General features: G+C 44.9%; 20 protein-coding genes. 13 read left to right on the forward strand and 7 right to left on the reverse strand.

Features of this window, described 5'->3' with window-relative positions; all coding sequences use genetic code 11:
- Position 1: 1 nt before the first annotated feature.
- Entirely contained in the window at positions 2-433 is a 432-nt protein-coding gene (locus FGM00_RS00085; protein ID WP_138850948.1) for a DUF4296 domain-containing protein, read from the forward strand.
- Here FGM00_RS00085 and FGM00_RS00090 read toward each other — a convergent pair.
- Positions 414-1,421 carry an NAD-dependent epimerase/dehydratase family protein gene (locus FGM00_RS00090; protein WP_138850949.1) on the reverse strand — a complete coding sequence of 336 codons (1,008 nt, stop codon included), beginning with the start codon at positions 1,419-1,421 and terminating at the stop codon, positions 414-416. The genes FGM00_RS00085 and FGM00_RS00090 overlap by 20 nt on opposite strands.
- Before the next feature lie 101 nt (positions 1,422-1,522).
- Between FGM00_RS00090 and tyrS the strand changes: the two genes are divergently transcribed.
- Both tyrS and FGM00_RS00100 read left to right on the forward strand, forming a co-directional pair.
- A complete protein-coding gene (gene tyrS / locus FGM00_RS00095; RefSeq protein ID WP_138850950.1) occupies positions 1,523-2,818 on the forward strand; it encodes a tyrosine--tRNA ligase in 1,296 nt (431 codons plus the stop codon).
- A gap of 216 nt (positions 2,819-3,034) precedes the next feature.
- The gene (locus FGM00_RS00100) at positions 3,035-3,562 is read left to right on the forward strand and encodes a hypothetical protein (protein WP_138850951.1); all 528 of its coding nucleotides are present in this window, start codon (positions 3,035-3,037) and stop codon (positions 3,560-3,562) included.
- Between the two features lie 21 nt (positions 3,563-3,583).
- Here the strand turns inward: FGM00_RS00100 and FGM00_RS00105 are convergent, their stop codons facing one another.
- The 3 genes from FGM00_RS00105 to FGM00_RS00115 form a co-directional block, all read right to left on the reverse strand.
- On the reverse strand, positions 3,584-4,585 hold the full coding sequence (locus FGM00_RS00105; protein ID WP_138850952.1) for a LuxE/PaaK family acyltransferase: 1,002 nt from the start codon (positions 4,583-4,585) through the stop codon (positions 3,584-3,586).
- 132 nt (positions 4,586-4,717) lie between these two features.
- On the reverse strand, positions 4,718-5,041 hold the full coding sequence (locus FGM00_RS00110; RefSeq protein WP_138850953.1) for a T9SS type A sorting domain-containing protein: 324 nt from the start codon (positions 5,039-5,041) through the stop codon (positions 4,718-4,720).
- Positions 5,042-5,208: 167 nt separating this feature from the next.
- On the reverse strand, positions 5,209-5,517 hold the full coding sequence (locus FGM00_RS00115) for a T9SS type A sorting domain-containing protein (protein WP_138850954.1): 309 nt from the start codon (positions 5,515-5,517) through the stop codon (positions 5,209-5,211).
- A 407-nt stretch (positions 5,518-5,924) separates the two neighbouring features.
- Between FGM00_RS00115 and FGM00_RS00120 the strand changes: the two genes are divergently transcribed.
- From FGM00_RS00120 to FGM00_RS00160, 9 genes are all read left to right on the forward strand, one after another.
- Positions 5,925-6,611 (forward strand): response regulator transcription factor, encoded by a 687-nt coding sequence (locus tag FGM00_RS00120; RefSeq protein WP_138850955.1) that lies wholly within the window; start codon positions 5,925-5,927, stop codon positions 6,609-6,611.
- Positions 6,612-6,689: 78 nt separating this feature from the next.
- On the forward strand, positions 6,690-7,769 hold the full coding sequence (locus FGM00_RS00125; protein WP_138850956.1) for a sensor histidine kinase: 1,080 nt from the start codon (positions 6,690-6,692) through the stop codon (positions 7,767-7,769).
- Positions 7,770-7,805: 36 nt separating this feature from the next.
- Complete coding sequence (gene trmB / locus FGM00_RS00130) at positions 7,806-8,474, forward strand: tRNA (guanosine(46)-N7)-methyltransferase TrmB (RefSeq protein WP_138850957.1); 669 nt, start codon at positions 7,806-7,808, stop codon at positions 8,472-8,474.
- A 23-nt stretch (positions 8,475-8,497) separates the two neighbouring features.
- Positions 8,498-9,127, forward strand: a complete 630-nt coding sequence (locus tag FGM00_RS00135) for a LysE family transporter (protein ID WP_138850958.1) — start codon at positions 8,498-8,500, stop codon at positions 9,125-9,127.
- A 4-nt stretch (positions 9,128-9,131) separates the two neighbouring features.
- Positions 9,132-9,476, forward strand: coding sequence for an MGMT family protein (locus tag FGM00_RS00140; RefSeq protein WP_138850959.1), 345 nt, complete (start codon positions 9,132-9,134; stop codon positions 9,474-9,476).
- Between the two features lie 233 nt (positions 9,477-9,709).
- The gene (locus FGM00_RS00145) at positions 9,710-10,849 is read left to right on the forward strand and encodes an Mrp/NBP35 family ATP-binding protein (RefSeq protein WP_138850960.1); all 1,140 of its coding nucleotides are present in this window, start codon (positions 9,710-9,712) and stop codon (positions 10,847-10,849) included.
- A 12-nt stretch (positions 10,850-10,861) separates the two neighbouring features.
- On the forward strand, positions 10,862-11,101 hold the full coding sequence (locus FGM00_RS00150; RefSeq protein WP_138854568.1) for a NifU family protein: 240 nt from the start codon (positions 10,862-10,864) through the stop codon (positions 11,099-11,101).
- Positions 11,102-11,224: 123 nt separating this feature from the next.
- The gene (locus FGM00_RS00155; protein ID WP_138850961.1) at positions 11,225-12,286 is read left to right on the forward strand and encodes an NAD(P)/FAD-dependent oxidoreductase; all 1,062 of its coding nucleotides are present in this window, start codon (positions 11,225-11,227) and stop codon (positions 12,284-12,286) included.
- 66 nt (positions 12,287-12,352) lie between these two features.
- Positions 12,353-12,682, forward strand: coding sequence for a 2Fe-2S iron-sulfur cluster-binding protein (locus FGM00_RS00160; RefSeq protein ID WP_138850962.1), 330 nt, complete (start codon positions 12,353-12,355; stop codon positions 12,680-12,682).
- A 146-nt stretch (positions 12,683-12,828) separates the two neighbouring features.
- On the opposite strand, the gene FGM00_RS00165 is transcribed toward FGM00_RS00160, so the two are convergent.
- Positions 12,829-14,565 (reverse strand): ABC transporter ATP-binding protein, encoded by a 1,737-nt coding sequence (locus FGM00_RS00165; RefSeq protein ID WP_138850963.1) that lies wholly within the window; start codon positions 14,563-14,565, stop codon positions 12,829-12,831.
- A gap of 217 nt (positions 14,566-14,782) precedes the next feature.
- Between FGM00_RS00165 and FGM00_RS00170 the strand changes: the two genes are divergently transcribed.
- A complete protein-coding gene (locus FGM00_RS00170; protein WP_138850964.1) occupies positions 14,783-16,972 on the forward strand; it encodes an acylase in 2,190 nt (729 codons plus the stop codon).
- A gap of 445 nt (positions 16,973-17,417) precedes the next feature.
- On the opposite strand, the gene FGM00_RS00175 is transcribed toward FGM00_RS00170, so the two are convergent.
- Together FGM00_RS00175 and FGM00_RS00180 are read right to left on the reverse strand one after the other, a co-directional pair.
- A complete protein-coding gene (locus FGM00_RS00175; RefSeq protein WP_138850965.1) occupies positions 17,418-18,077 on the reverse strand; it encodes a hypothetical protein in 660 nt (219 codons plus the stop codon).
- A gap of 100 nt (positions 18,078-18,177) precedes the next feature.
- Positions 18,178-19,242, reverse strand: coding sequence for a dipeptidase (locus FGM00_RS00180; protein ID WP_138850966.1), 1,065 nt, complete (start codon positions 19,240-19,242; stop codon positions 18,178-18,180).
- Positions 19,243-19,253 lie beyond the last annotated feature (11 nt).

Genomic DNA, 19,253 nt, shown 5'->3' on the forward strand with positions numbered 1-19,253 from the left:
TATGAAGAATAGATGGATACATATCGCTGCCTTGCTACTCATGGTTTCTTGTGGGGAAGAATTGATCGACAAACCGGACAACTTGATCCCAAAAGATAAGATGATTAATATTATCGAGGAAATGGCGGTTATCAATGCGGCCAAATCGACCAATGCGGATAAGCTACGGAAAAAGGAAATCGACCCTACTGATTTCATCTTGAAAAAATACGAGGTCGATAGCCTTCAATTTGTGGAAAGCGACCGCTATTATGTGTCGAAACCGGTCGAATACAAAGATATTTATGAAACGGTGGAAAAACGCTTGGATGCAAAGGGCAAAGAAATGGGAGAGACCAAACGTATAAGAGACAGTATTTCCCTTAAAAACCAATTGCAAGAGGCTCAGGAAAAAGCAAGAATGCTGAACGAGGCTACCGATTCTCTTCCTTAAAAATCCGGCACGAAAAGGCGATGGTCTCTTTGATGGGCTCAAAGGTGAAATTCAATTCATCTTCGGCTTTACGGGAGGAATAGTATTTACGCTGCTTCAAAGACGCTATTCCGTTCCTAGTAATGCGGCGTCCCTTTCCGGTGACCGTATTCCAAAATATATCCAATAAACGAAGTAGCTGCAGCTGCCATAGCTGTAGTTGCTTTGTCGGCGGCTTTACACCAAGGTAAGTTGTGAAGTGTACTAATATCTCCTTGTAAGAGCAGTTTTCCGCAACGGCGATAAAGCGTTCTTTTTCCAATTTTGATTCCATGGCCACTCGCATCATCCGTGCAACATCGGTCACGATTACGAAACCGGTACCCGATGGTGGATAAAAGGAGTAGCCCTTATTCGCCGTGGCAAACAAAGTGCCACTGCCCCCTTCCCAAAAACCAGGTCCGATAATGACGCCGGGATTTATCATGACAACTGAAAGCCCTTCTTGCGAACCACGCCAGACTTCTAACTCCGCCCCGTATTTTGATCGGGAATATACATCGGCATGCTGTTCGGTAAATTCATTTTCTTCGGTAATGGGTTGACCATCTAAACTAGGTCCTATGGCGGCAATACTACTTACGTAACAGAGTTTTTGAACTTTTCTGGCGATACAAAGGTTTACGATATTCGCCGTGCCCTCTACGTTCACCTTCATTAACTTGTCAAAATCATTCGGGTCAAAAGAAATGAGCGCGGCCGCGTGGTATACTTTTTCGATATCCTCAAAAGCGGTTTCTAAGGCTGGAATGTCGTTGATGTCTGCCAGCATCCATTCGATTTCGGCGAACATTTGCGCACTATTTTCCACGTAGTAAGAAAACACCTTTTGCACGGCTTGCAAGTTGCTCGACTTACGGTGCACTGCACGGACTTTATAGCCCTTTTGTAATAAAATAAGCAACAAATGTGACCCTACCAATCCCGTACCTCCAGTGACCAAAATCATGGTTTAAAGGTAGCGATTTGGCAATTGTTATTTTGAATTCGCAGCACTGAAAAACTCCAATTGGAGTTCTTTATATTTGCAGCGTAGAAAATCAAATACCTATGGCGATTAATTTTGTGGAAGAGTTGAAGTGGCGCGGAATGTTGCACGATGCCATGCCAGGAACCGAAGAACACCTGTTGAGTGGTATGCAATCGGCCTATATGGGCATTGACCCTACCGCGGATTCGTTGCATATCGGACATTTGGTCGGGGTGATGCTGTTACGGCATTTTCAATTGGCAGGGCACAAACCCTATGCCTTGGTCGGTGGTGCCACCGGAATGATCGGAGACCCCTCGGGCAAATCGGCCGAGCGGAATCTGCTCGATGAGACCACCCTACGTCATAACCAAGAAGCACTGAAAGAACAGCTATCCCGTTTCTTGGATTTTACTGGCGACACTGCCAACGCAGCAGTACTGGTGAACAACTACGATTGGATGAAGGATTTCTCCTTTCTCGACTTTATTCGCGATGTGGGAAAACACATTACGGTCAATTATATGATGGCCAAAGACTCCGTGAAAAAGCGCTTGTCCTCAGAGGCGAAAGAGGGTATGTCGTTTACCGAGTTTACCTACCAATTGGTACAGGGCTATGACTTTCTTCATTTATACAAACACCATAATTGCACCCTTCAAATGGGAGGTAGCGATCAGTGGGGCAATATCACCACAGGTACCGAATTGATCAGAAGAATCAGCGGGGGTAAAGGCTACGCGCTTACCTGTCCGTTGATTACCAAGGCTGATGGTAGCAAATTCGGAAAGACCGAAGGCGGTAACATTTGGTTGGATGCCGAGAGAACATCGCCCTATAAATTCTATCAATTTTGGCTAAATACCTCGGATGCCGATGCGGAGAAATATATCAAGATTTTCACGTTCATATCAAAAAAAGAAATCGAGGGTCTTGTAAAAGCCCATAGGGAAGCACCACATACGAGGGGCTTGCAAAAACGCTTGGCGGAAGAGATTACGGTGATGGCACATTCCCAAGAAGACCTTGCCAATGCCCAAAAAGCCACTATGATACTCTTTGGAAAATCCACCTCCGAAGATCTGAAACAGCTGAATGAAAAAACATTCTTGGATGTTTTCGATGGTGTACCGCAGGCGGAAATTGGCAAGGCCGACTTGAAAAACGGATTGGATATGATTGCAGCCCTTGCTGCGAAAACGGGCTTTTTAGGGTCTAATGGCGAGGCACGTCGGGAGCTGAAACAGAACTCCATTTCAGTAAATAAGGAGAAGGTGAAGGAGGATTATACCATTACCGAAACCGATTTGATCAACGACAAGTTCGTGCTGTTGCAACGCGGGAAGAAAAATTACTTTGTTTTGGTCGTTAAATAGGACCGCTCATGTTGCCGCATCGAGTGTTCCATTCAAATCAAAGCTATTTTGCTTATTTAGAAACAAGCATTTAGGCAGTTGAGATGTACGGTTTTTTCGAATTAGTTTCCGTTTCCAATAATGGACAACGTTTTACCTCCTAACGTTTCCGTGTGGTATCCAATAAAAACAGTTCATTTTCGTTGTTACTAGGAGAATCCCCTAAACTAAGTAGCAATGCGCAAAATACTGTACGTTTTTAGTCTTTTAACCCTTCTGGTCAGCTGTGACAAAATTGACGACCTCACCAAGTTCAATCTGGACTACGAGACACAGGTAACCATACCCTCTTCCGCTGGTATTAACCTGCCCTTTGATGTGCTGACGCCGGAAACGGAAACCGATTCCGAATCGAAATTCAATTCCAACGACACCCGTAAGGATCTGATAGAGGAAATAAAACTCACACAATTGCAACTGGTCATTACCTCACCTTCCGATGCCGATTTCAGTTTTTTAGAGTCGATAGAGGTATATATTTCGGCCGATGGCCTTGAGGAAATCAAAATCGCCTCTAAGCTTGACGTGCCCGAGACCGTGTCAATATTGGATTTAGAAGTTTCGGACGCCGATTTAAAGGAATACATCAAAAAAGACAGCTACAACCTGCGTTTAAATACGGTAACGGATGAGGCGATGAGTCAAGACCACGAAATTGATGTTAATTCTACCTTTTTCGTTGATGCCAAAATTTTGGGACTTTAACGTTTGTCCAGAGATTATCGGTCAGAGCACCATCAAATTACAACCCCGAATATCGGAATGGTCGAACCGGCCTAAAATCTCAAAACGCCCGTCTTCATAGCGTTTCCCTAGATCTTGAGTGGCGATAAAGGCACAGGAGTTGATATTGGCCAAATCGATGACGTTGATACCACCTGTTTTATCAATGGGCTGCTCCGTTAAGGGGTCTTCGGTATCCCGTACCAAAACACGCATCCATGGAGGTGTTTCGAAAATACCATTACCCAAGGAGTAGGCTTGGGATAACAGTTCGGTCATGCCGTACTCTGAATGTATTCCAGTTACACCAAAGCCTTTTTTTAGCAGGTCGTGCAATTCTTCCCGTATCATTTCTTTTCGACGTCCCTTCATGCCCCCGGTTTCCATGACGATTGTATTGCGGAGACGAAAGCTGTACGTTTCCACCAAATCCAACAAGGCAAAAGACACTCCGATGAGGAGGACCTTGGTTCCTTTGGCATCCAATCGGGTAAGGGTTTGTGCTAGATCATCCACCGCATCCAAATAAAAACCACTTTCAGGATGACCGCTTTGAGCGATAAGGTCCGTTACCATATAGATTAACGAAGAACCATCGCGTTCCAAATAGGAGGGTAACAGCGCCAGAACGCAGTAGTCCGAAATAGCCCCATAAAAATGGGCGAAACCCTTTGTGTAGCTTGTCTTGTAGGTAGATATATCCGTAACGTAATGCTTGCTTAGAGCGCTGCCAGTTGTGCCGCTACTGCTAAAATCCATTGTCTCCGGGGCTGAGCCTGTGGTGATTTTATATTTTTTAAAGAATTCAATCGGTAAGAACGGAATGTCGCCAACATTCAAAACGGAAGCTGGGTCTTTTTTCAAGTGATTACAGAAATCACAATAGATCTGGTTGTGCTCATATTGATATTGGAATACGGAAAGGGCAACGGATTCAAAGTTGTACGCCGGTGCGTCGGAGGTTACTTCAGATGCAATATTGAAAATGGTTTCGTTACCGATCATTTGGTAAAAATAGCCAAATTAATAGCGCTATGGGACTAGAGATTAGGTCATCGTCTGTGGGAGGGGAGGTGCTTTTCGAGGCTATTGGAGCTAGAATTGGCCTTCCAACATCAGCTTGCGGTCAAGTACAGACTATTTGACTACCAACTTTCGGGTAATGCTCTTGTTTTCCTCAACAACTTGCATCACGTACACACCGGGGTCTAAGTCCCTGACGTCCAAGCGGGTGTTGGTTACACGAGCGCGCAATACGACCTTACCAAAAACATCATATACCAGTATGTCTTTTTGTGCATTTTGTGCCGTAGTGATGTAGATAACATCGTTGAAAGCAGGGTTTGGGTACATTTTAAAACCAGGTATTTCCGCTTTTCCTACAGCATCATGCGCGGGTATTTCTTGAGCGGAAATACCCATGGCAAATGCCAAAAAGAGCATCGTGTAAAGTAATTTCATAAATATTGATTTGGGACCAATACCCTAAAGGTAAATAAAGCAGGGCCTTACCTCATAAAATTGTTGTGAAACGACTTAAATTGTAGGTGAACAAAATGAGCGATGTGATTCATCGATATTTTCGGTAATTCGTCGGAGAGTAAAAGTAAGGAAGGCCGAACGGGAAGCTACTTAATAATCAATTTTCTAGTGGCGACTTTATCCTTTTCGAAAACACGCAGGACATAAATGCCCGCATCCAAATCGGAGAGATTCAGGTCAGATCCTAAAATGGTTGTTTGAAGTACTTGAGTGCCCATGACATCGAAAATCAAGATGTCTTTCGGAGCATTCGCAGCCGTATTGATATACACCTTGCCGTCCGTAACCGGATTCGGATACAATTTGAAGCCATCAATATCTCCATTAGTGCCCGATTCTTGGGCATAACTAAAGGAAATAAAGCATAAACAAATAAGAAAGTAAGGTTTATTCATACAAGGTTGTATAACGCAAATATAATAAAATTCCGGTTTTATCGTTTCTCGATGCTGCAAACAGTTCAAAAATTTGGCCAAAATGCCGTAAACCACAAGAAAAATTGAAAAATCAGCAAAATAAACCAGTGGATACTGCTTTCAAACTATTACCGTACCTGTGCCTCTATCTTATATTATAGGCTTTTTGGTACTTAAAGTGTGGGTAATCAATAACGTCGGCTTTAAGACCAAAATTTACACGCACTGCGACCGGGTTCTTTATTTTATGTGTAAAAATGGTGAGGGTTAACATCTTCCTTTCTCAATGTTACCTCAAAGTTATGTTATCCTAGGATGCCGCTCTTTTAGGAGAGCGGTAAAGGTTTTATATTTATATTTGAAACAGTACGACCAAGTTTTCAACTATGAAAAAAAAGGACATTCGAATATTGTTGGTAGATGATGAGCCGGATATTCTTGAGATTGTAGGTTACAATCTTTCTGGGGAGGGATACCAAATATTCACTGCTAAAAACGGAGTCGAAGGAATAGCGAAGGCTAAAAAGAAAATGCCCCATTTGATTTTACTGGACGTAATGATGCCCGAGATGGATGGCATCGAGGCTTGCGAAGTACTGCGAAAGACAGCGGGATTGGAAAACGCGATTATCGTATTTCTTACGGCCAGAGGTGAAGACTATTCCCAGCTGGCAGGCTTTGACGCCGGGGCCGATGATTACATCACCAAACCAATTAAACCCAAAGTATTGGTCAGTAAGGTAAAATCCTTACTCCGAAGATTAAAAGACGATACCGCCGAACCTGAGGATATCGTTACCGTTGGTCAGATTGTCATCAATAGGGAAGAATATAAAATCGTCAATAAAGGAGAGGAAATGGCACTTCCTAGAAAGGAATTCGAATTACTTTCCCTCTTGACTTCCAAACCCAACAAGGTATTTAAGCGGGAAGTGATTTTAGACAAGGTCTGGGGCAACGAAGTGGTCGTAGGTGGTCGCACTATTGATGTGCACATCCGTAAACTTCGGGAAAAAATCGGAGAGGAACACTTCAAGACCGTAAAGGGCGTAGGTTATAAGTTCGTACTCTAAATGGTATTTTGTACATTGCTTTCGCGCTAGAGAGCATCAAGTATTTTAAACTATTCTTTAATCCTTCCACAAAAGCCGATGGCAATCAAGCTAAAGAGGTCATATCGATTTGCGATTCGTTCAGCAGCCTTGATTACGATAGTTGCGCTGCTTTTCATGGCTGTCATACTTTTTATTTTTCATTTTTTGGATTGGAGAATCCTTTTATCTTTTACCGTCGTACTATTTATCATTTCCTTCTTCATCCTCCAGATTAGGATCGAGCGTTTCATTTACCGACGGATAAAAAAAATATACGATGACGTGGCGCTCTTGGAATCATCTACGCTAACCTCCGACCCCATTACCACCGATATGAAGACCTTGACGGCCGAAATCGAAAAATTCGCCAAGGACAAGAAAATAGAGATCGACACCCTTAAAATTAGGGAAGAATACCGAAAAGACTTTCTAGGGAACGTATCCCACGAATTGAAAACGCCGCTCTTTACCGTACAGGGATTTATAGAAACCCTGCTTGACGGTGCTATCGACGATAAAAAGGTGCGGGAAAAGTACCTGCAAAGGGCCAATAAGGGGGTCGATCGCTTGATATATATCGTAAAAGACCTGGATTTAATCACCAAATTGGAGGCCGGGGAACTCGCTGTGGAAACGGTGGATTTCGATATTATTGAGCTAATAGGCAATGTTTTCGACCTGCTTGAAATGAAGGCGGCCAAAAAGAAAATAGCGCTTGTTTTTGATATGGACTATCAGGAGCCGATTCGAGTATTGGCAGATCGTGAAAAAATACAGCAGGTGCTGACCAATCTTCTAGTGAACTCCATAAAATACGGCAACGAAAATGGTACGACCGAAGTTAGTGTCGAGAATCTTATACAGAATAAGGTAATTGTACGGGTTACCGATAATGGTGAAGGAATCGATACGCAGTATCTACCACGTCTTTTTGAGCGTTTTTATCGCATTGATCGCAGCGGAAGCCGAAAAGAGGGCGGCTCCGGACTTGGCCTGGCCATCGTGAAGCATATTATCGAGGCGCATGGTGAAAAAATCTACGTGGAAAGTGTTTCGGGTGTCGGTTCTGAATTCTCGTTTACCTTAGAGAAGGCCACCGTTTCCAACGAAGAAGAAGAGCTGCTCACCTTCGATTAGATTTCTTAGTTTTGCCCAAGCAATCGGGAATTGAAAATGGGGAGCAAAAACAAGCTTAAACGATTTAAGGAAAACGAAACCTTCAAAAATGTACTTCAGCCTACGCGGGAAGAAGTAAAGGCAGGCTTTCCCCTAAAAGGAAAATGGTCTGAGCATTTCGGGAACGACAACCCGATAGTGCTGGAACTAGGCTGTGGAAAAGGGGAATATACCTTAGGATTGGCCGAACAAAATGCCCGAAAAAATTTTATCGGAATCGATATTAAGGGCGCTCGATTCTGGAGGGGAGCCAAAACCGCCTTGGAAGAGGAACGGGAAAATGTAGCCTTTCTACGATCACAAATCGAATTGATCGATGCGCTGTTCGCCGAAAACGAAGTCTCCGAAATCTGGATTACCTTTCCAGATCCTCAGATAAAATACAAACGCACCAAGCACAGAATGACGAATGGCATGTTTTTGGAAAAATACAAGAAAGTGCTTTCTCCGGGCGGACTGGTGCATCTCAAGACCGATAGCGAATTCATGCATGGTTACACTTTGGGACTTTTGCATGGGCTTGGCTATGAAATCAACTATGCCAACCACAACGTGTATAAGAATGAGGGAAGCCCTGCCGAAGTTTTAAATCTTCAGACTTTCTATGAAAAACAGTACCTTGAAAAAGGGAAGCCCATTACGTATATCCAATTTAAACTGAGCTAGTGTATAGTTACCAGACCAACGCAATGCAGCACCTACTCATCTTATTCTTCGCCACCTTTTCCGCTGCCGCGATGGCGACCGTACCTCCTGGTCTGCTGAACATGAACGCAGCCAAGGTAAGCGTTGAGAAAGGAAAGCTGAACGGGGTTATTTTCAGTCTGGGGGTCTCGACAATGATTTTGATACAGGCGTATATCGCGGTCATGATTTCGAAGTTCCTGTTCAATAATCCAGCGGTTATCGATTGGCTACTAAAAATCGCTGTAGGCGTGTTCGCATTTTTTGCGATATACTTTTTTAGAGCGGCGCGGAACAAAAATCCCGTGGTTGCTAAAGCGGTAACGGTCAGCAAACGCAACAGTTATCTGAAAGGTTTCCTGCTTGCCGCTGTAAATCTGCTGACGATTCCCTATTACAGCGGACTCAATGCCATGTGGAATGCCTCTGGTTGGATCAAATTTGAGATAACCGATATCCTTATCTTTGTTTTGGCCGCGGGACTGGGCACTTTTTCAGTACTTTATCTCTACGTTTTTTATTTCAACAAACTCGACCAAAAAACAGACGGATTTTCGAAAAACAGTAATTACATCCTATGCGGTCTTATGGTGGTATTGTTGATCGTAACATTATTTAGGATTTTATATCAATAAAAGGATGAACCCGGAGAACAAAAATTTTTTCCAAAAGGTGTATGAAGTGGCGAGCCAAATACCGGAGGGCAGGGTCACCTCCTATGGTGCCATTGCCAAATATTTGGGTGCGGCCCGTAGCGCCCGTATGGTAGGTTGGGCCATGAACAGCGCGGGAAGTATGGAACATGTACCCGCCCATCGTGTGGTCAATAAAGCGGGATTATTGACTGGAAAGCATCATTTTGATGGTACCAACCTCATGCAACAACTATTGGAAAACGAGGGAATAGAGGTAATCGACAATCAAATCCAAAATTTGGATAAACATTTTTGGGACCCGTTTAAGGAATTGGGAGTCGAGGAGTAATTTGAAATATTTGAGAATTTGACAATTGCCATTGACACGCTCACCTGACTTTATCTAATTTTTACCCAGCACCCAGCACCCAGCACCCGGCACCCAGCACCCAGCACCCAGCACCCAGCACCCAGCACCCAGCACCCGGCCAAAATCCTTCTAAGACATACTACATTTCACCCCAAACCCTTTACCTTCTCGTGCTTAACACCTATCTTTGTTGTTTAGAATGATTATACATAATGAAGCTAGACAAAAAGGAAGTTTTAAAGGCTCTTGAACATATCACGGTACCCGGTGAAGGGAAGAACATGGTCGAAAGCGGTGCAGTCAAGAACATTCAGATTTTCGGTGATGAAGTAGAGGTAGATATTACCATCAACAACCCTAGTCTTCAAGCTAGAAAAAAGACCGAGGTAGAGATTTTGAAAATCATTCACCGCGAAGTCTATGAAAAGGCTAAAATCAAAGTGAACATCAAAGTGGATGCTCCCGCAGCGCCAAAGCCGAATCAAATCAAAGGGAAACCCATTCCCGGGATACAGAATATCATAGCCGTTGCATCCGGAAAAGGAGGGGTGGGTAAATCTACCGTGACGGCCAATTTGGCGGTTACTCTGGCAAAAATGGGGTTTAAAGTCGGTTTGTTGGATGCGGATATCTATGGTCCTTCAATGCCAATAATGTTCGATGTTGCCCATGAAAAGCCCTTGGCGGTGACCATCGATGGCAAATCGAAGATGAAACCAGTGGAAAGCTATGGCGTAAAATTACTTTCCATAGGATTCTTCACCCAGCCTAACCAAGCGGTGATATGGCGTGGGCCAATGGCGTCAAAAGCCTTGAACCAAATGATATTCGATGCCCACTGGGGCGATTTGGATTTTATGCTGCTCGACCTTCCCCCCGGCACAGGGGATATTCATCTCAGTATCATGCAAGCCATGCCCGTAACCGGTGCGGTCGTGGTAAGTACACCTCAAGCGGTGGCTTTGGCAGATGCCCGAAAAGGGGTGGCCATGTTTCAGCAAGATTCGATCAATGTGCCGGTACTGGGCATCGTGGAGAATATGGCGTATTTCACGCCAGCGGAGTTACCAAGCAACAAATATTATATCTTTGGTGAAAAGGGCGCAAGACATTTGTCCGAAGACCTGAAAGTACCTTTTCTAGGAGAAATTCCTTTGGTACAGAGCATCCGCGAAGCGGGTGATATCGGGAGACCTGCCGCAATGCAAACGGGATCACCGATTGAAGAGGCTTTTGAAGCACTCACTAAAAACGTTGTGCAGGAAACGGTAAGACGCAACAAGAGTATTCCTCCGACCGAGGCAATCAAAATAACGACAATGGCCGGTTGTTCCAGTGTCGCAAAAAAATAGATTATGACGACGATGACATCCGAAGAACTAAAGAGTAATGTCGAAAAGGCGTTGGAAGAAATCCGACCGTTTTTACAGAGCGACGGTGGGGATATCACCCTGGTTTCCATAGATAACGAAAATTCCGTAAAGGTTCGCTTAGAAGGGGCCTGTGTTGGGTGTAGTGTAAACCAGATGACCTTGAAAAGCGGTGTGGAAATGACCATTAAAAAATATGCGCCCCAAATTGAAGAGGTCGTTAATCTGGAATAATCGGGTGTTTCCCCGACAAGGAGTCGGGGTCGGGCTTTCGGCACTCGCTTTTGGGTCTTCTACCCAAAGAGCTCGAACAAAGCCTCAATCCCTAACACAATTCGTACAGCGTTACCATTAAGAATGATCAAGACAGATATACTGATAATAGGAGCGGGCCCAACGGGGCTTTTTGCCGTTTTTGAGGCGGGGCTTCTCAAACTAAAATGCCATTTGATCGATGCGTTGCCACAAGCTGGTGGGCAATGTTCCGAAATCTATCCAAAAAAGCCTATTTACGATATTCCGGGCTTCCCAGAGGTTTTGGCAGGGGATTTGGTCGATAACCTCATGGAACAGATCAAACCATTTCAACCAGGCTTTACGCTGGGTGAACGGGCACAAACGATTGAAAAATGCGATGACGGTTCTTTTATCGTTACCACGAACAAAGGTACCAAGCATCATGCACCTATTGTGGCCATCGCTGGTGGTTTGGGAAGTTTTGAACCACGTAAACCGTTGTTGGGAAATTTATCCGAATATGAAGATAGGGGAGTCGCCTATATCATCAAGTATCCGGAAGTGTACCGGAATAAAAGAGTAGTCATTGCCGGCGGTGGGGATTCAGCCTTGGATTGGAGTATTTTTCTTGCCGATGTGGCTTCCGAGGTCACTTTGGTACATCGCCGGAACGAGTTTCGAGGGGCATTGGACTCTGTTGAAAAGGTACAGGAGCTGAAAAACATTGGAAAAATCAACTTGATAACCCCCGCCGAGATAGTAGGTCTCAATGGTGTGGAAAGACTTGAATCCGTTACGATTCGTAAAACGATGAATGCTGCGGAAGACATCACTTTGGAAGTCGATAATTTTATCCCCCTTTTCGGACTCTCCCCTAAATTAGGCCCTATTGGTGACTGGGGACTTGAAATCGAAAAGAATGCCATAAAAGTGGACAATACCTTGGATTATCAAACCAATATCCCGGGCATTTACGCCATCGGCGACGTAAACACCTATCCGGGAAAATTAAAGCTCATTCTTTGCGGTTTCCACGAGGCGACCCTGATGTGCCAAAGTGCCTATCAAAGAATCTTCCCCGATAAAAAATATGTTATGAAATACACCACGGTAGGTGGCGTAACCGGTTTTGATGGAAGTAAAAAGGAAGCTCCGAAAGCAGTGGTAAAAGCCATAGACTAACAGACTGAAATGTCATCCTGAGCGAAGTCGAAGGGCTACAACGCTACAGGGTTCTAAATTGATTTAATGTCAGACATCAAAATAAAAATCACCGACCGCGAAGGCATAACCCACGAAGTAGACGCCCCGACCGACATGAATATGAATCTAATGGAGGTCGTTCGTTCCTATGAACTGGCTCCGGAGGGAACTATTGGGGTATGCGGCGGCATGGCCATGTGCGCATCATGCCAATGCTATGTGAAATCAGAACATGAACTTCCAGAAATGTCGGATGATGAGGATGCCATGCTGGCCGAAGCTTTCTATGTTGAGGATAACAGTCGCCTAGGCTGTCAAATTCATATGACCTTGGAATTGGATGGGCTGGAGGTCGAATTGGCACCAGAGAGCTAAATCAAAAACGGCATTGCGAGGAGCCGTCCAGAATAGTTGGGCCCTACCAAAGGCTTGATGGCGACGAAGCAATCTGTCAACCTTTGTAGATAATTTTAATCAGATTCTCAAGTTGCAAAAAGCTCCTCGCAATAACGAGTTCCTCATCAAATCCTCGCCTGATAGGTAAACAGATTGTAGTACCTGCCCTCTATAGCAATCAGCTCCTCATGCGTGCCCTGCTCCGCTATCCGCCCATTTTCAATGACCAGAATTTGATTTGCTTTTCGGATCGTACTTAAACGGTGCGCAATAACAAAAGTGGTCCTGCCCTCGGTCAAGGTCGCTAAACTCCTTTGAATCAAAGCCTCGCTTTCGGTGTCTAAGTTGGACGTGGCTTCGTCCAGTATCAAAATTTTCGGGTCGGCCAAAACCGCTCTGGCAATGGCAATTCGTTGACGTTGTCCTCCCGAGAGTTTTACGCCCCGTTCGCCGATCAGCGTCTCCAATCCATCTTCGAAACGGTCTGTAAACTCATTTACATAAGCCGCTTTTACCGCTGCTTGTAACTCTTCTTCAGAAGCATTAGGCCGGGGGAACAGGATGTTTTGGCGAATGGTGCCTTCGAACAAAAATTCGTCCTGCAAAACGACACCAAGATTTTTTCTAAAACTATTCAGATTTACTTTCGAGACATCCTGTCCGTCAATGAAAATATTTCCGGATTGCGGATTCAAAAAAGTGGCCGCCAATCCGGCAATGGTAGATTTCCCGGAACCCGAACTTCCTACCAAGGCAATGACATCACCGGAATTGGCTTCAAAACTAATGTTGTGCAAAACCTCCTTGTCCTCTTCGTACGCAAATGACACATCGTCAAAGACAATATCCCCTTTTATCGCATCCAGAACAATGGTCCGATTTTCCTCATCCGATTCTGGGGTCATGTTCATGAGTTCTTCGGTACGGTCCAAGCCCGCCAAGGCCTCGGTCAATTGACTGCCGATATTGCTCATTTGCACAATCGGGGCAATCATCAATCCCAATAAAAAAGTAAAGGTCAAGAATTCCCCTATCGTTAAACTGCCCTCCATGATTTCGTAGCCTCCAAGGCCCATAACCCCTGTCGTGGCTACTCCCAACAAGAATGTAGAGGAGCTGGTCATAAAGGCGGTTGCCGTCAAACTCTTTTTTACGTTTTCGAACAGTTTGGCCACGCCCACTTCAAAAACCTTGTTTTCCTGGGCTTCTGCATTAAAACCCTTTATGACGCGAACCCCGCCCAAGGTTTCGGTAAGCCTACCGGTGACCTCGGCGTTGATTTTTCCCCTATTTCTAAAAATGGGGCGAATGATTTTAAAGGCTTTCAATGCGACCACAGCGAAAATTGCCAATGGAATAAGCGTGAAAAGCGTCATTGACCAGCTGATGTTGAGCAAAAGAACAAGCGAAACGATGGCCGTAATCGAGCCGCCCACCAGCTGCACCAGCCCGGTACCGATGAGGTTCCGGACTCCTTCCACGTCCGTCATGATTCTGGAAACCAATGCCCCTGATTTTGCATTGTCAAAAAAACGAATCGGCAGCGAAAGCACCTTCTTCTGTACTTGCGCTCGAAGCTCCGAAATTAAAAACTGTGCTTGTACACTCAAGATTTTTGTAAGTAGAAAGGAGGTGACCGCCTGAACGGTAATGGCTAAAATAACGGCCCCGACCAATAATTTTAAAAACCCGACATCCTTGTTAGGGATGATATCATCCATGAGATATTTGAGCGATAACGGGGCCACAAAACTGGCTGCTTTACTGATTACGATTAAAAGTAATCCGATAAAAACCAAATTTCTTCTGGGCCAGATGATGGTTTTAAATGCGGTAAGGATACTGACTTTTTTTTCGGCCATTGGATAATTTGATTTGTTTGTCTGGTCGGGCCTTTTAACTCTGACTGCCCTGGAATACAGCCGAAGGACTCGACCGCACACTCTGCCCGCAAGTTACTTCAAAAAAAGGGCTATTGAAATGATGCTAGGTGCTAGAGTAGATTTTTTGGGTAAAAATTAGCATCCTTAAGGCAAGTCTATTAATTTAACGGTACATAAAAATCGATATCCAATTTCCATGAGACTTTCACTCCTGTTCGCTTGTTTTATTTTCCTTTCCTGTAACTCCCAACCTGCTCAGGATATTGGCACGTCAAGCCTTAAAGCCAAAGCGGAACGGGTGACCATTATCCGTGACGACTACGGTGTACCTCACATTTATGGAAAAACCGATGCGGATGCCGTGTTCGGGCTGCTATATGCCCAATGTGAGGATGATTTCAACCGTGTGGAGCAAAACTATATCTGGGCGACCGGTAGACTTGCCGAAGTGGAAGGGGAAGAAGCCCTTTACAGCGACCTAAGGGCAAAACTTTTTATGACAGAGGAGGAAGCGAAAGCCAATTACGAAAACAGTCCCGATTGGTTGAAAAAACTTTGTGACGCTTTCGCGGATGGCATCAATTATTATTTGGAAACCCACCCTGAGGTAACCCCAAAGCTCCTCACTCATTTTGAACCGTGGATGCCCATGTATTTTAGTGAAGGATCTATTGGCGGAGATATTGAACGAATTCGTACTGAAAAAATAAAGGCGTTTTATGAAAGCTGGATGGATTTACCCGAGGCGGAGCTGCTTGAAATACAAAAAAAGGAAGCCATGGCGGAACCCCAAGGCTCCAATGGAATCGCCATTTCTGGGGAATTGACCCAATCGGGAAATACCATGCTCTTGATTAATCCCCATACCTCCTTTTATTTTCGGGGCGAAGTGCATGTGGTAAGTGAAGAAGGTCTGAATGCCTATGGCGCGGTTACTTGGGGTCAATTTTTCGTGTACCAAGGCTTTAACGAAAAGACCGGATGGATGCACACGTCTACCTATACCGATGTGATGGACGAATTTTTGGAGACCGTCACCAAGGTTGATGAAAAATACCTATACCAATACGGAGAGGAACTACGCCCGGTCGAAACCTCGGAAATTGTTTTGCAGTATAGGGATGGTGATAGGATGAAGAAAAAAACGTTTCCTGCCTATCGTACTCATCACGGCCCGATTACCCATCGGACCAACGGCATCTGGACGGCCTCTGCCATGATGTGGGATCCGGTCAAGGCTTTGGAGCAATCTTTTATACGTACTAAAAAAGATGGATATAAGGGTTTTCGCGAAATGATGGACATTCGTACGAATTCCAGTAACAACACGGTATATGCCGATGCCGAGGGCAATATCGCCTATTTTCACGGTAATTTCGTGCCCAAACGCGATGTGTCTTTCGATTATTCCAAACCCGTTGATGGTAGTAATCCGAAGACCGATTGGCAGGGGCTGCATACTGTTGATGAGAATATTCTAGTACTCAATCCGGAAAACGGTTGGATTCAGAACTGTAATTCCACCCCTTATACAGCTGCTTTGGAGTTCAGTCCGAAAAAAGAGGATTACCCTTACTATATGTCTAGGGACGAAGAGAATTTTCGCGGCGTGCATGCCATCTCCTTACTGAAAGATAAAAAGGGGTACACTTTGGATAGTTTGATTGCATTAGCGCACGACCCCTACCTGCCCGCCTTTGCAGTTATGATTCCGGGTTTGATAAAAAATTACAACCGATACGACGATAAAAATCCGAAATTACGGGAGCCTATGGAGGTGCTGGAAGCTTGGGACTACACAACATCGAAGGAATCGGTAGCGATGACCCTGGCCCATTTTTATGGAACACGATATTATCAAAAAGGAAAGTATCCGGAAGGAATGACGGCTATGGAGCGCGCGGAGTTCTGGGGTAGTGAAGATGGTGAACAGACCAAATTCTTTGAAGAGACCATTGATCAACTTACAGCTGATTTTGGGACATGGAACATCCCCTGGGGAGAGGTCAACCGCTACCAAAGGCTCAATGGCGACATTCGACAAGCCTTTGATGATAGCAAGCCGAGTATTCCCATAGGTTTTGCGTCGGGAACTTGGGGCGCTCTGGCTGCTTACGGGGCGCGTTATACGAACAATACCAAAAAAATATACGGTACCCGGGGCAACAGTTTCGTCGCCGCCGTCGAGTTCGGGGAGAAGGTTAAAGCAAAAACGATTTTAGCAGGAGGCCAAAGTGGAAATCCAGATTCCCCTCATTTTGATGACCAGATCCAAAAATATGCCGATGTGGATTGGAAAGAGGTGCCTTACTACAAAGAAGATGTGCTGAAACGGGCGAAGGAAACCTATAATCCGGGAAAAAGGTCTTCGACAGGCTCAGATTGACAAATTCAGTTGATTTGGCTTTGGGCTTAATTTGAGGATTTTTTGAGAAAAGCCAATTTTGAAAACCATTGTCACGCTGAGCCTGTCGAAGCGCAGCTACTTGAGCGAGGTTTTCAACAGGTTAGCTTGCCGAAATGGTAGGTTCGTCACAACACGTCGACCAAAAAAGGTCTTCGACAAGCTCAGACTGACAAATTCAATTGATTTGGCCTTCGGTCGGAGTTTAGGATTTTTTGAGAAAGCCAGATTTAAAAACCGTTGTCACGCTGAGCCTGCCTGACGGCAGGTAGGCTCGTCGAAGCGCGTCTACTGGAGAGCAGGGTCTTCGACAGGCTCAGACTGACATACTCGATTGATTTGGCAAGAAAGTAAAAAATATATGGAATTTTTGATGTAAGAAGACTTCCGTAGATGCTTACTGCACATTGCAACTACCTACTATTTTTTACTCTTTCGTAATAATCAAGCTAGCTTTTGACTTTGCAGAGAGCAACCATTTGTTCGAATAGATCAATTGGCCTTGATCGTCGTACACATCAACTTGGGCAGTGTTGGGAGAAGAACTTCCTTCGTTCAACGCTTCGAACTCGAGGCGGTTGAATCCCTTTTTTAAATCCACATTAATACCTTTAAAAGTTCCGGAAAGCATTACATTCGGGTCAATAACATCGCCGTTCAAATAAATTCTTACCCGATCCCCGTCAACATATTCATGATCCCGACAGACTACACCCACAAACTTGCCGTTGCTTTTAACTTCGCCCAAGTACATATCGCCAAAATAGTTTTTGGAGCCCTCTTTTTCATTTTCCCGAGGCCCCACTTTCGGGTCTATCTTCATTCCGGTTCCGGCTTGCACCAGTTCCCGATCGGGATACATTTTTATGGGTTTTTTACCGGCCAAGGAATCTTTGAAGTTGATTTCGGGTTTGTTCCCAACGATGTCCGGCATGCGAAGTGCGGTACCTTTTTGCTCTTTCCCCTGCTCGTCTTTTTTATTCGCCACCTCGATTTTCAGCGGCTTTGATTTTGGGGTATCGCCTACTTGTGACCATCCCATGTTGGGAATGATAAAAAGGGCCAATAATATTGTTAGTTGTCGCATTGCCAAGAATAGGTCGAAAATTCTTAATAAAAATAACAAATACCCTGCCACAGGGTCTAAAAACGCTGTTAAATTCGTTAAAGCGAACAGATTTGGCCTTTCAAGGGAGGTTTACGCGAAGAAATTCTATAAAGTTACCGTACATTATTTGAGCGGTATCCTTAGGCGAGTAGCCTCTTTGCGCCAATAGATCTGGTATTTTTTGAAGGTCGGCTATTGTATCGATATCCGATGGACATTGTTCTTTGCCAAAGCCTCCATCCAAATCGGTGCCTATACCCACGTGGTTTGCGTTTCCAGCGAGTTGACAGATATGGTCGATGTGGTCTATCATCCGGTGTAGGGTTAAATCCATACCTGTTGGGGTTGATTTACCCTTAATCCAGTTCGGAATCATCATCCATGCATCCAGAGCAACGCCGATGACCGCTTTTCGGGAGATCAGTTCTTTTATTTGGGCATCTGAAAACTGACGATTGTGGTCCACCAGTGCACGGCAATTATTATGGCTAGCCCAAACCGCACCCTGATAGGCATCCATGGTTTCCCAAAAGCTTTGGTCGCAAAGGTGCGTGGCATCCAAGATAATGCCCAGGTGTTCAATTTCCCTTAGCAGTGCCTTGCCCTTTTCTCCGATTCCCCCGACCGAATTCGTTCCAAAGGCATAGGTGCCGGGACCATAATGCGCAGGCCCAATGGCACGTAAGCCCTGTTCATACGCGATTTCAAGTTGTTTGATGTCATAAATGGAGTCCGCACCCTCTAAGCTGAGTACATAACCGATAGGTTTTTTTTCGGTTGTTGTTTTCCACAGTTCCAAGTGCTGATTCAGTTGGCTGCGATTGTGAATCTGTACCAATTCCCCCAAATCCTCCATTGCATGGTACCAGGCCAATTGCGCCTGCGTCTGGGCCCATGCCTGATGTGGTGAATTCCATCCCGGAAGCGGGTTGCCTGGTTTAACATACCTCGCAATCTGTGTCGCCATACAGAGGCCGATGTTTCCTTTTCGCATTGCTTCGAACGAAACGGTGTTGTTCCCCCGATCCGGTTTGTCGGTCATTCCCTGTTCGCTTTCGCGGATGGCATTTACCGACCAAGTGAGGTCTCGGTTCCACTCCATGGCATTCATGGCAAGGTCGAGATGGGCATCGAAAATGAACATGATTACATTAT

The sequence above is a fragment of the Aggregatimonas sangjinii genome (assembly GCF_005943945.1).
Taxonomy (GTDB): Bacteria; Bacteroidota; Bacteroidia; order Flavobacteriales; family Flavobacteriaceae; genus Pelagihabitans; species Pelagihabitans sangjinii.

Bases quoted from the DNA above. Each gene is read 5' to 3' on its own strand.
- FGM00_RS00105 (WP_138850952.1), bottom strand. From the start codon at position 4,585: ATGATCGGTAACGAAACCATTTTCAATATTGCATCTGAAGTAACCTCC.
- FGM00_RS00170 (WP_138850964.1), top strand. From the start codon at position 14,783: ATGAGACTTTCACTCCTGTTCGCTTGTTTTATTTTCCTTTCCTGTAAC.
- FGM00_RS00100 (WP_138850951.1), top strand. From the start codon at position 3,035: ATGCGCAAAATACTGTACGTTTTTAGTCTTTTAACCCTTCTGGTCAGC.
- FGM00_RS00145 (WP_138850960.1), top strand. From the start codon at position 9,710: ATGAAGCTAGACAAAAAGGAAGTTTTAAAGGCTCTTGAACATATCACG.
- FGM00_RS00150 (WP_138854568.1), top strand. From the start codon at position 10,862: ATGACATCCGAAGAACTAAAGAGTAATGTCGAAAAGGCGTTGGAAGAA.
- FGM00_RS00110 (WP_138850953.1), bottom strand. From the start codon at position 5,041: ATGAAATTACTTTACACGATGCTCTTTTTGGCATTTGCCATGGGTATT.
- FGM00_RS00155 (WP_138850961.1), top strand. From the start codon at position 11,225: ATGATCAAGACAGATATACTGATAATAGGAGCGGGCCCAACGGGGCTT.
- FGM00_RS00140 (WP_138850959.1), top strand. From the start codon at position 9,132: ATGAACCCGGAGAACAAAAATTTTTTCCAAAAGGTGTATGAAGTGGCG.
- FGM00_RS00165 (WP_138850963.1), bottom strand. From the start codon at position 14,565: ATGGCCGAAAAAAAAGTCAGTATCCTTACCGCATTTAAAACCATCATC.
- FGM00_RS00085 (WP_138850948.1), top strand. From the start codon at position 2: ATGAAGAATAGATGGATACATATCGCTGCCTTGCTACTCATGGTTTCT.
- FGM00_RS00175 (WP_138850965.1), bottom strand. From the start codon at position 18,077: ATGCGACAACTAACAATATTATTGGCCCTTTTTATCATTCCCAACATG.
- FGM00_RS00160 (WP_138850962.1), top strand. From the start codon at position 12,353: ATGTCAGACATCAAAATAAAAATCACCGACCGCGAAGGCATAACCCAC.
- tyrS (WP_138850950.1), top strand. From the start codon at position 1,523: ATGGCGATTAATTTTGTGGAAGAGTTGAAGTGGCGCGGAATGTTGCAC.
- FGM00_RS00180 (WP_138850966.1), bottom strand. From the start codon at position 19,242: ATGTTCATTTTCGATGCCCATCTCGACCTTGCCATGAATGCCATGGAG.
- FGM00_RS00120 (WP_138850955.1), top strand. From the start codon at position 5,925: ATGAAAAAAAAGGACATTCGAATATTGTTGGTAGATGATGAGCCGGAT.
- FGM00_RS00135 (WP_138850958.1), top strand. From the start codon at position 8,498: ATGCAGCACCTACTCATCTTATTCTTCGCCACCTTTTCCGCTGCCGCG.
- FGM00_RS00125 (WP_138850956.1), top strand. From the start codon at position 6,690: ATGGCAATCAAGCTAAAGAGGTCATATCGATTTGCGATTCGTTCAGCA.
- trmB (WP_138850957.1), top strand. From the start codon at position 7,806: ATGGGGAGCAAAAACAAGCTTAAACGATTTAAGGAAAACGAAACCTTC.
- FGM00_RS00115 (WP_138850954.1), bottom strand. From the start codon at position 5,517: ATGAATAAACCTTACTTTCTTATTTGTTTATGCTTTATTTCCTTTAGT.
- FGM00_RS00090 (WP_138850949.1), bottom strand. From the start codon at position 1,421: ATGATTTTGGTCACTGGAGGTACGGGATTGGTAGGGTCACATTTGTTG.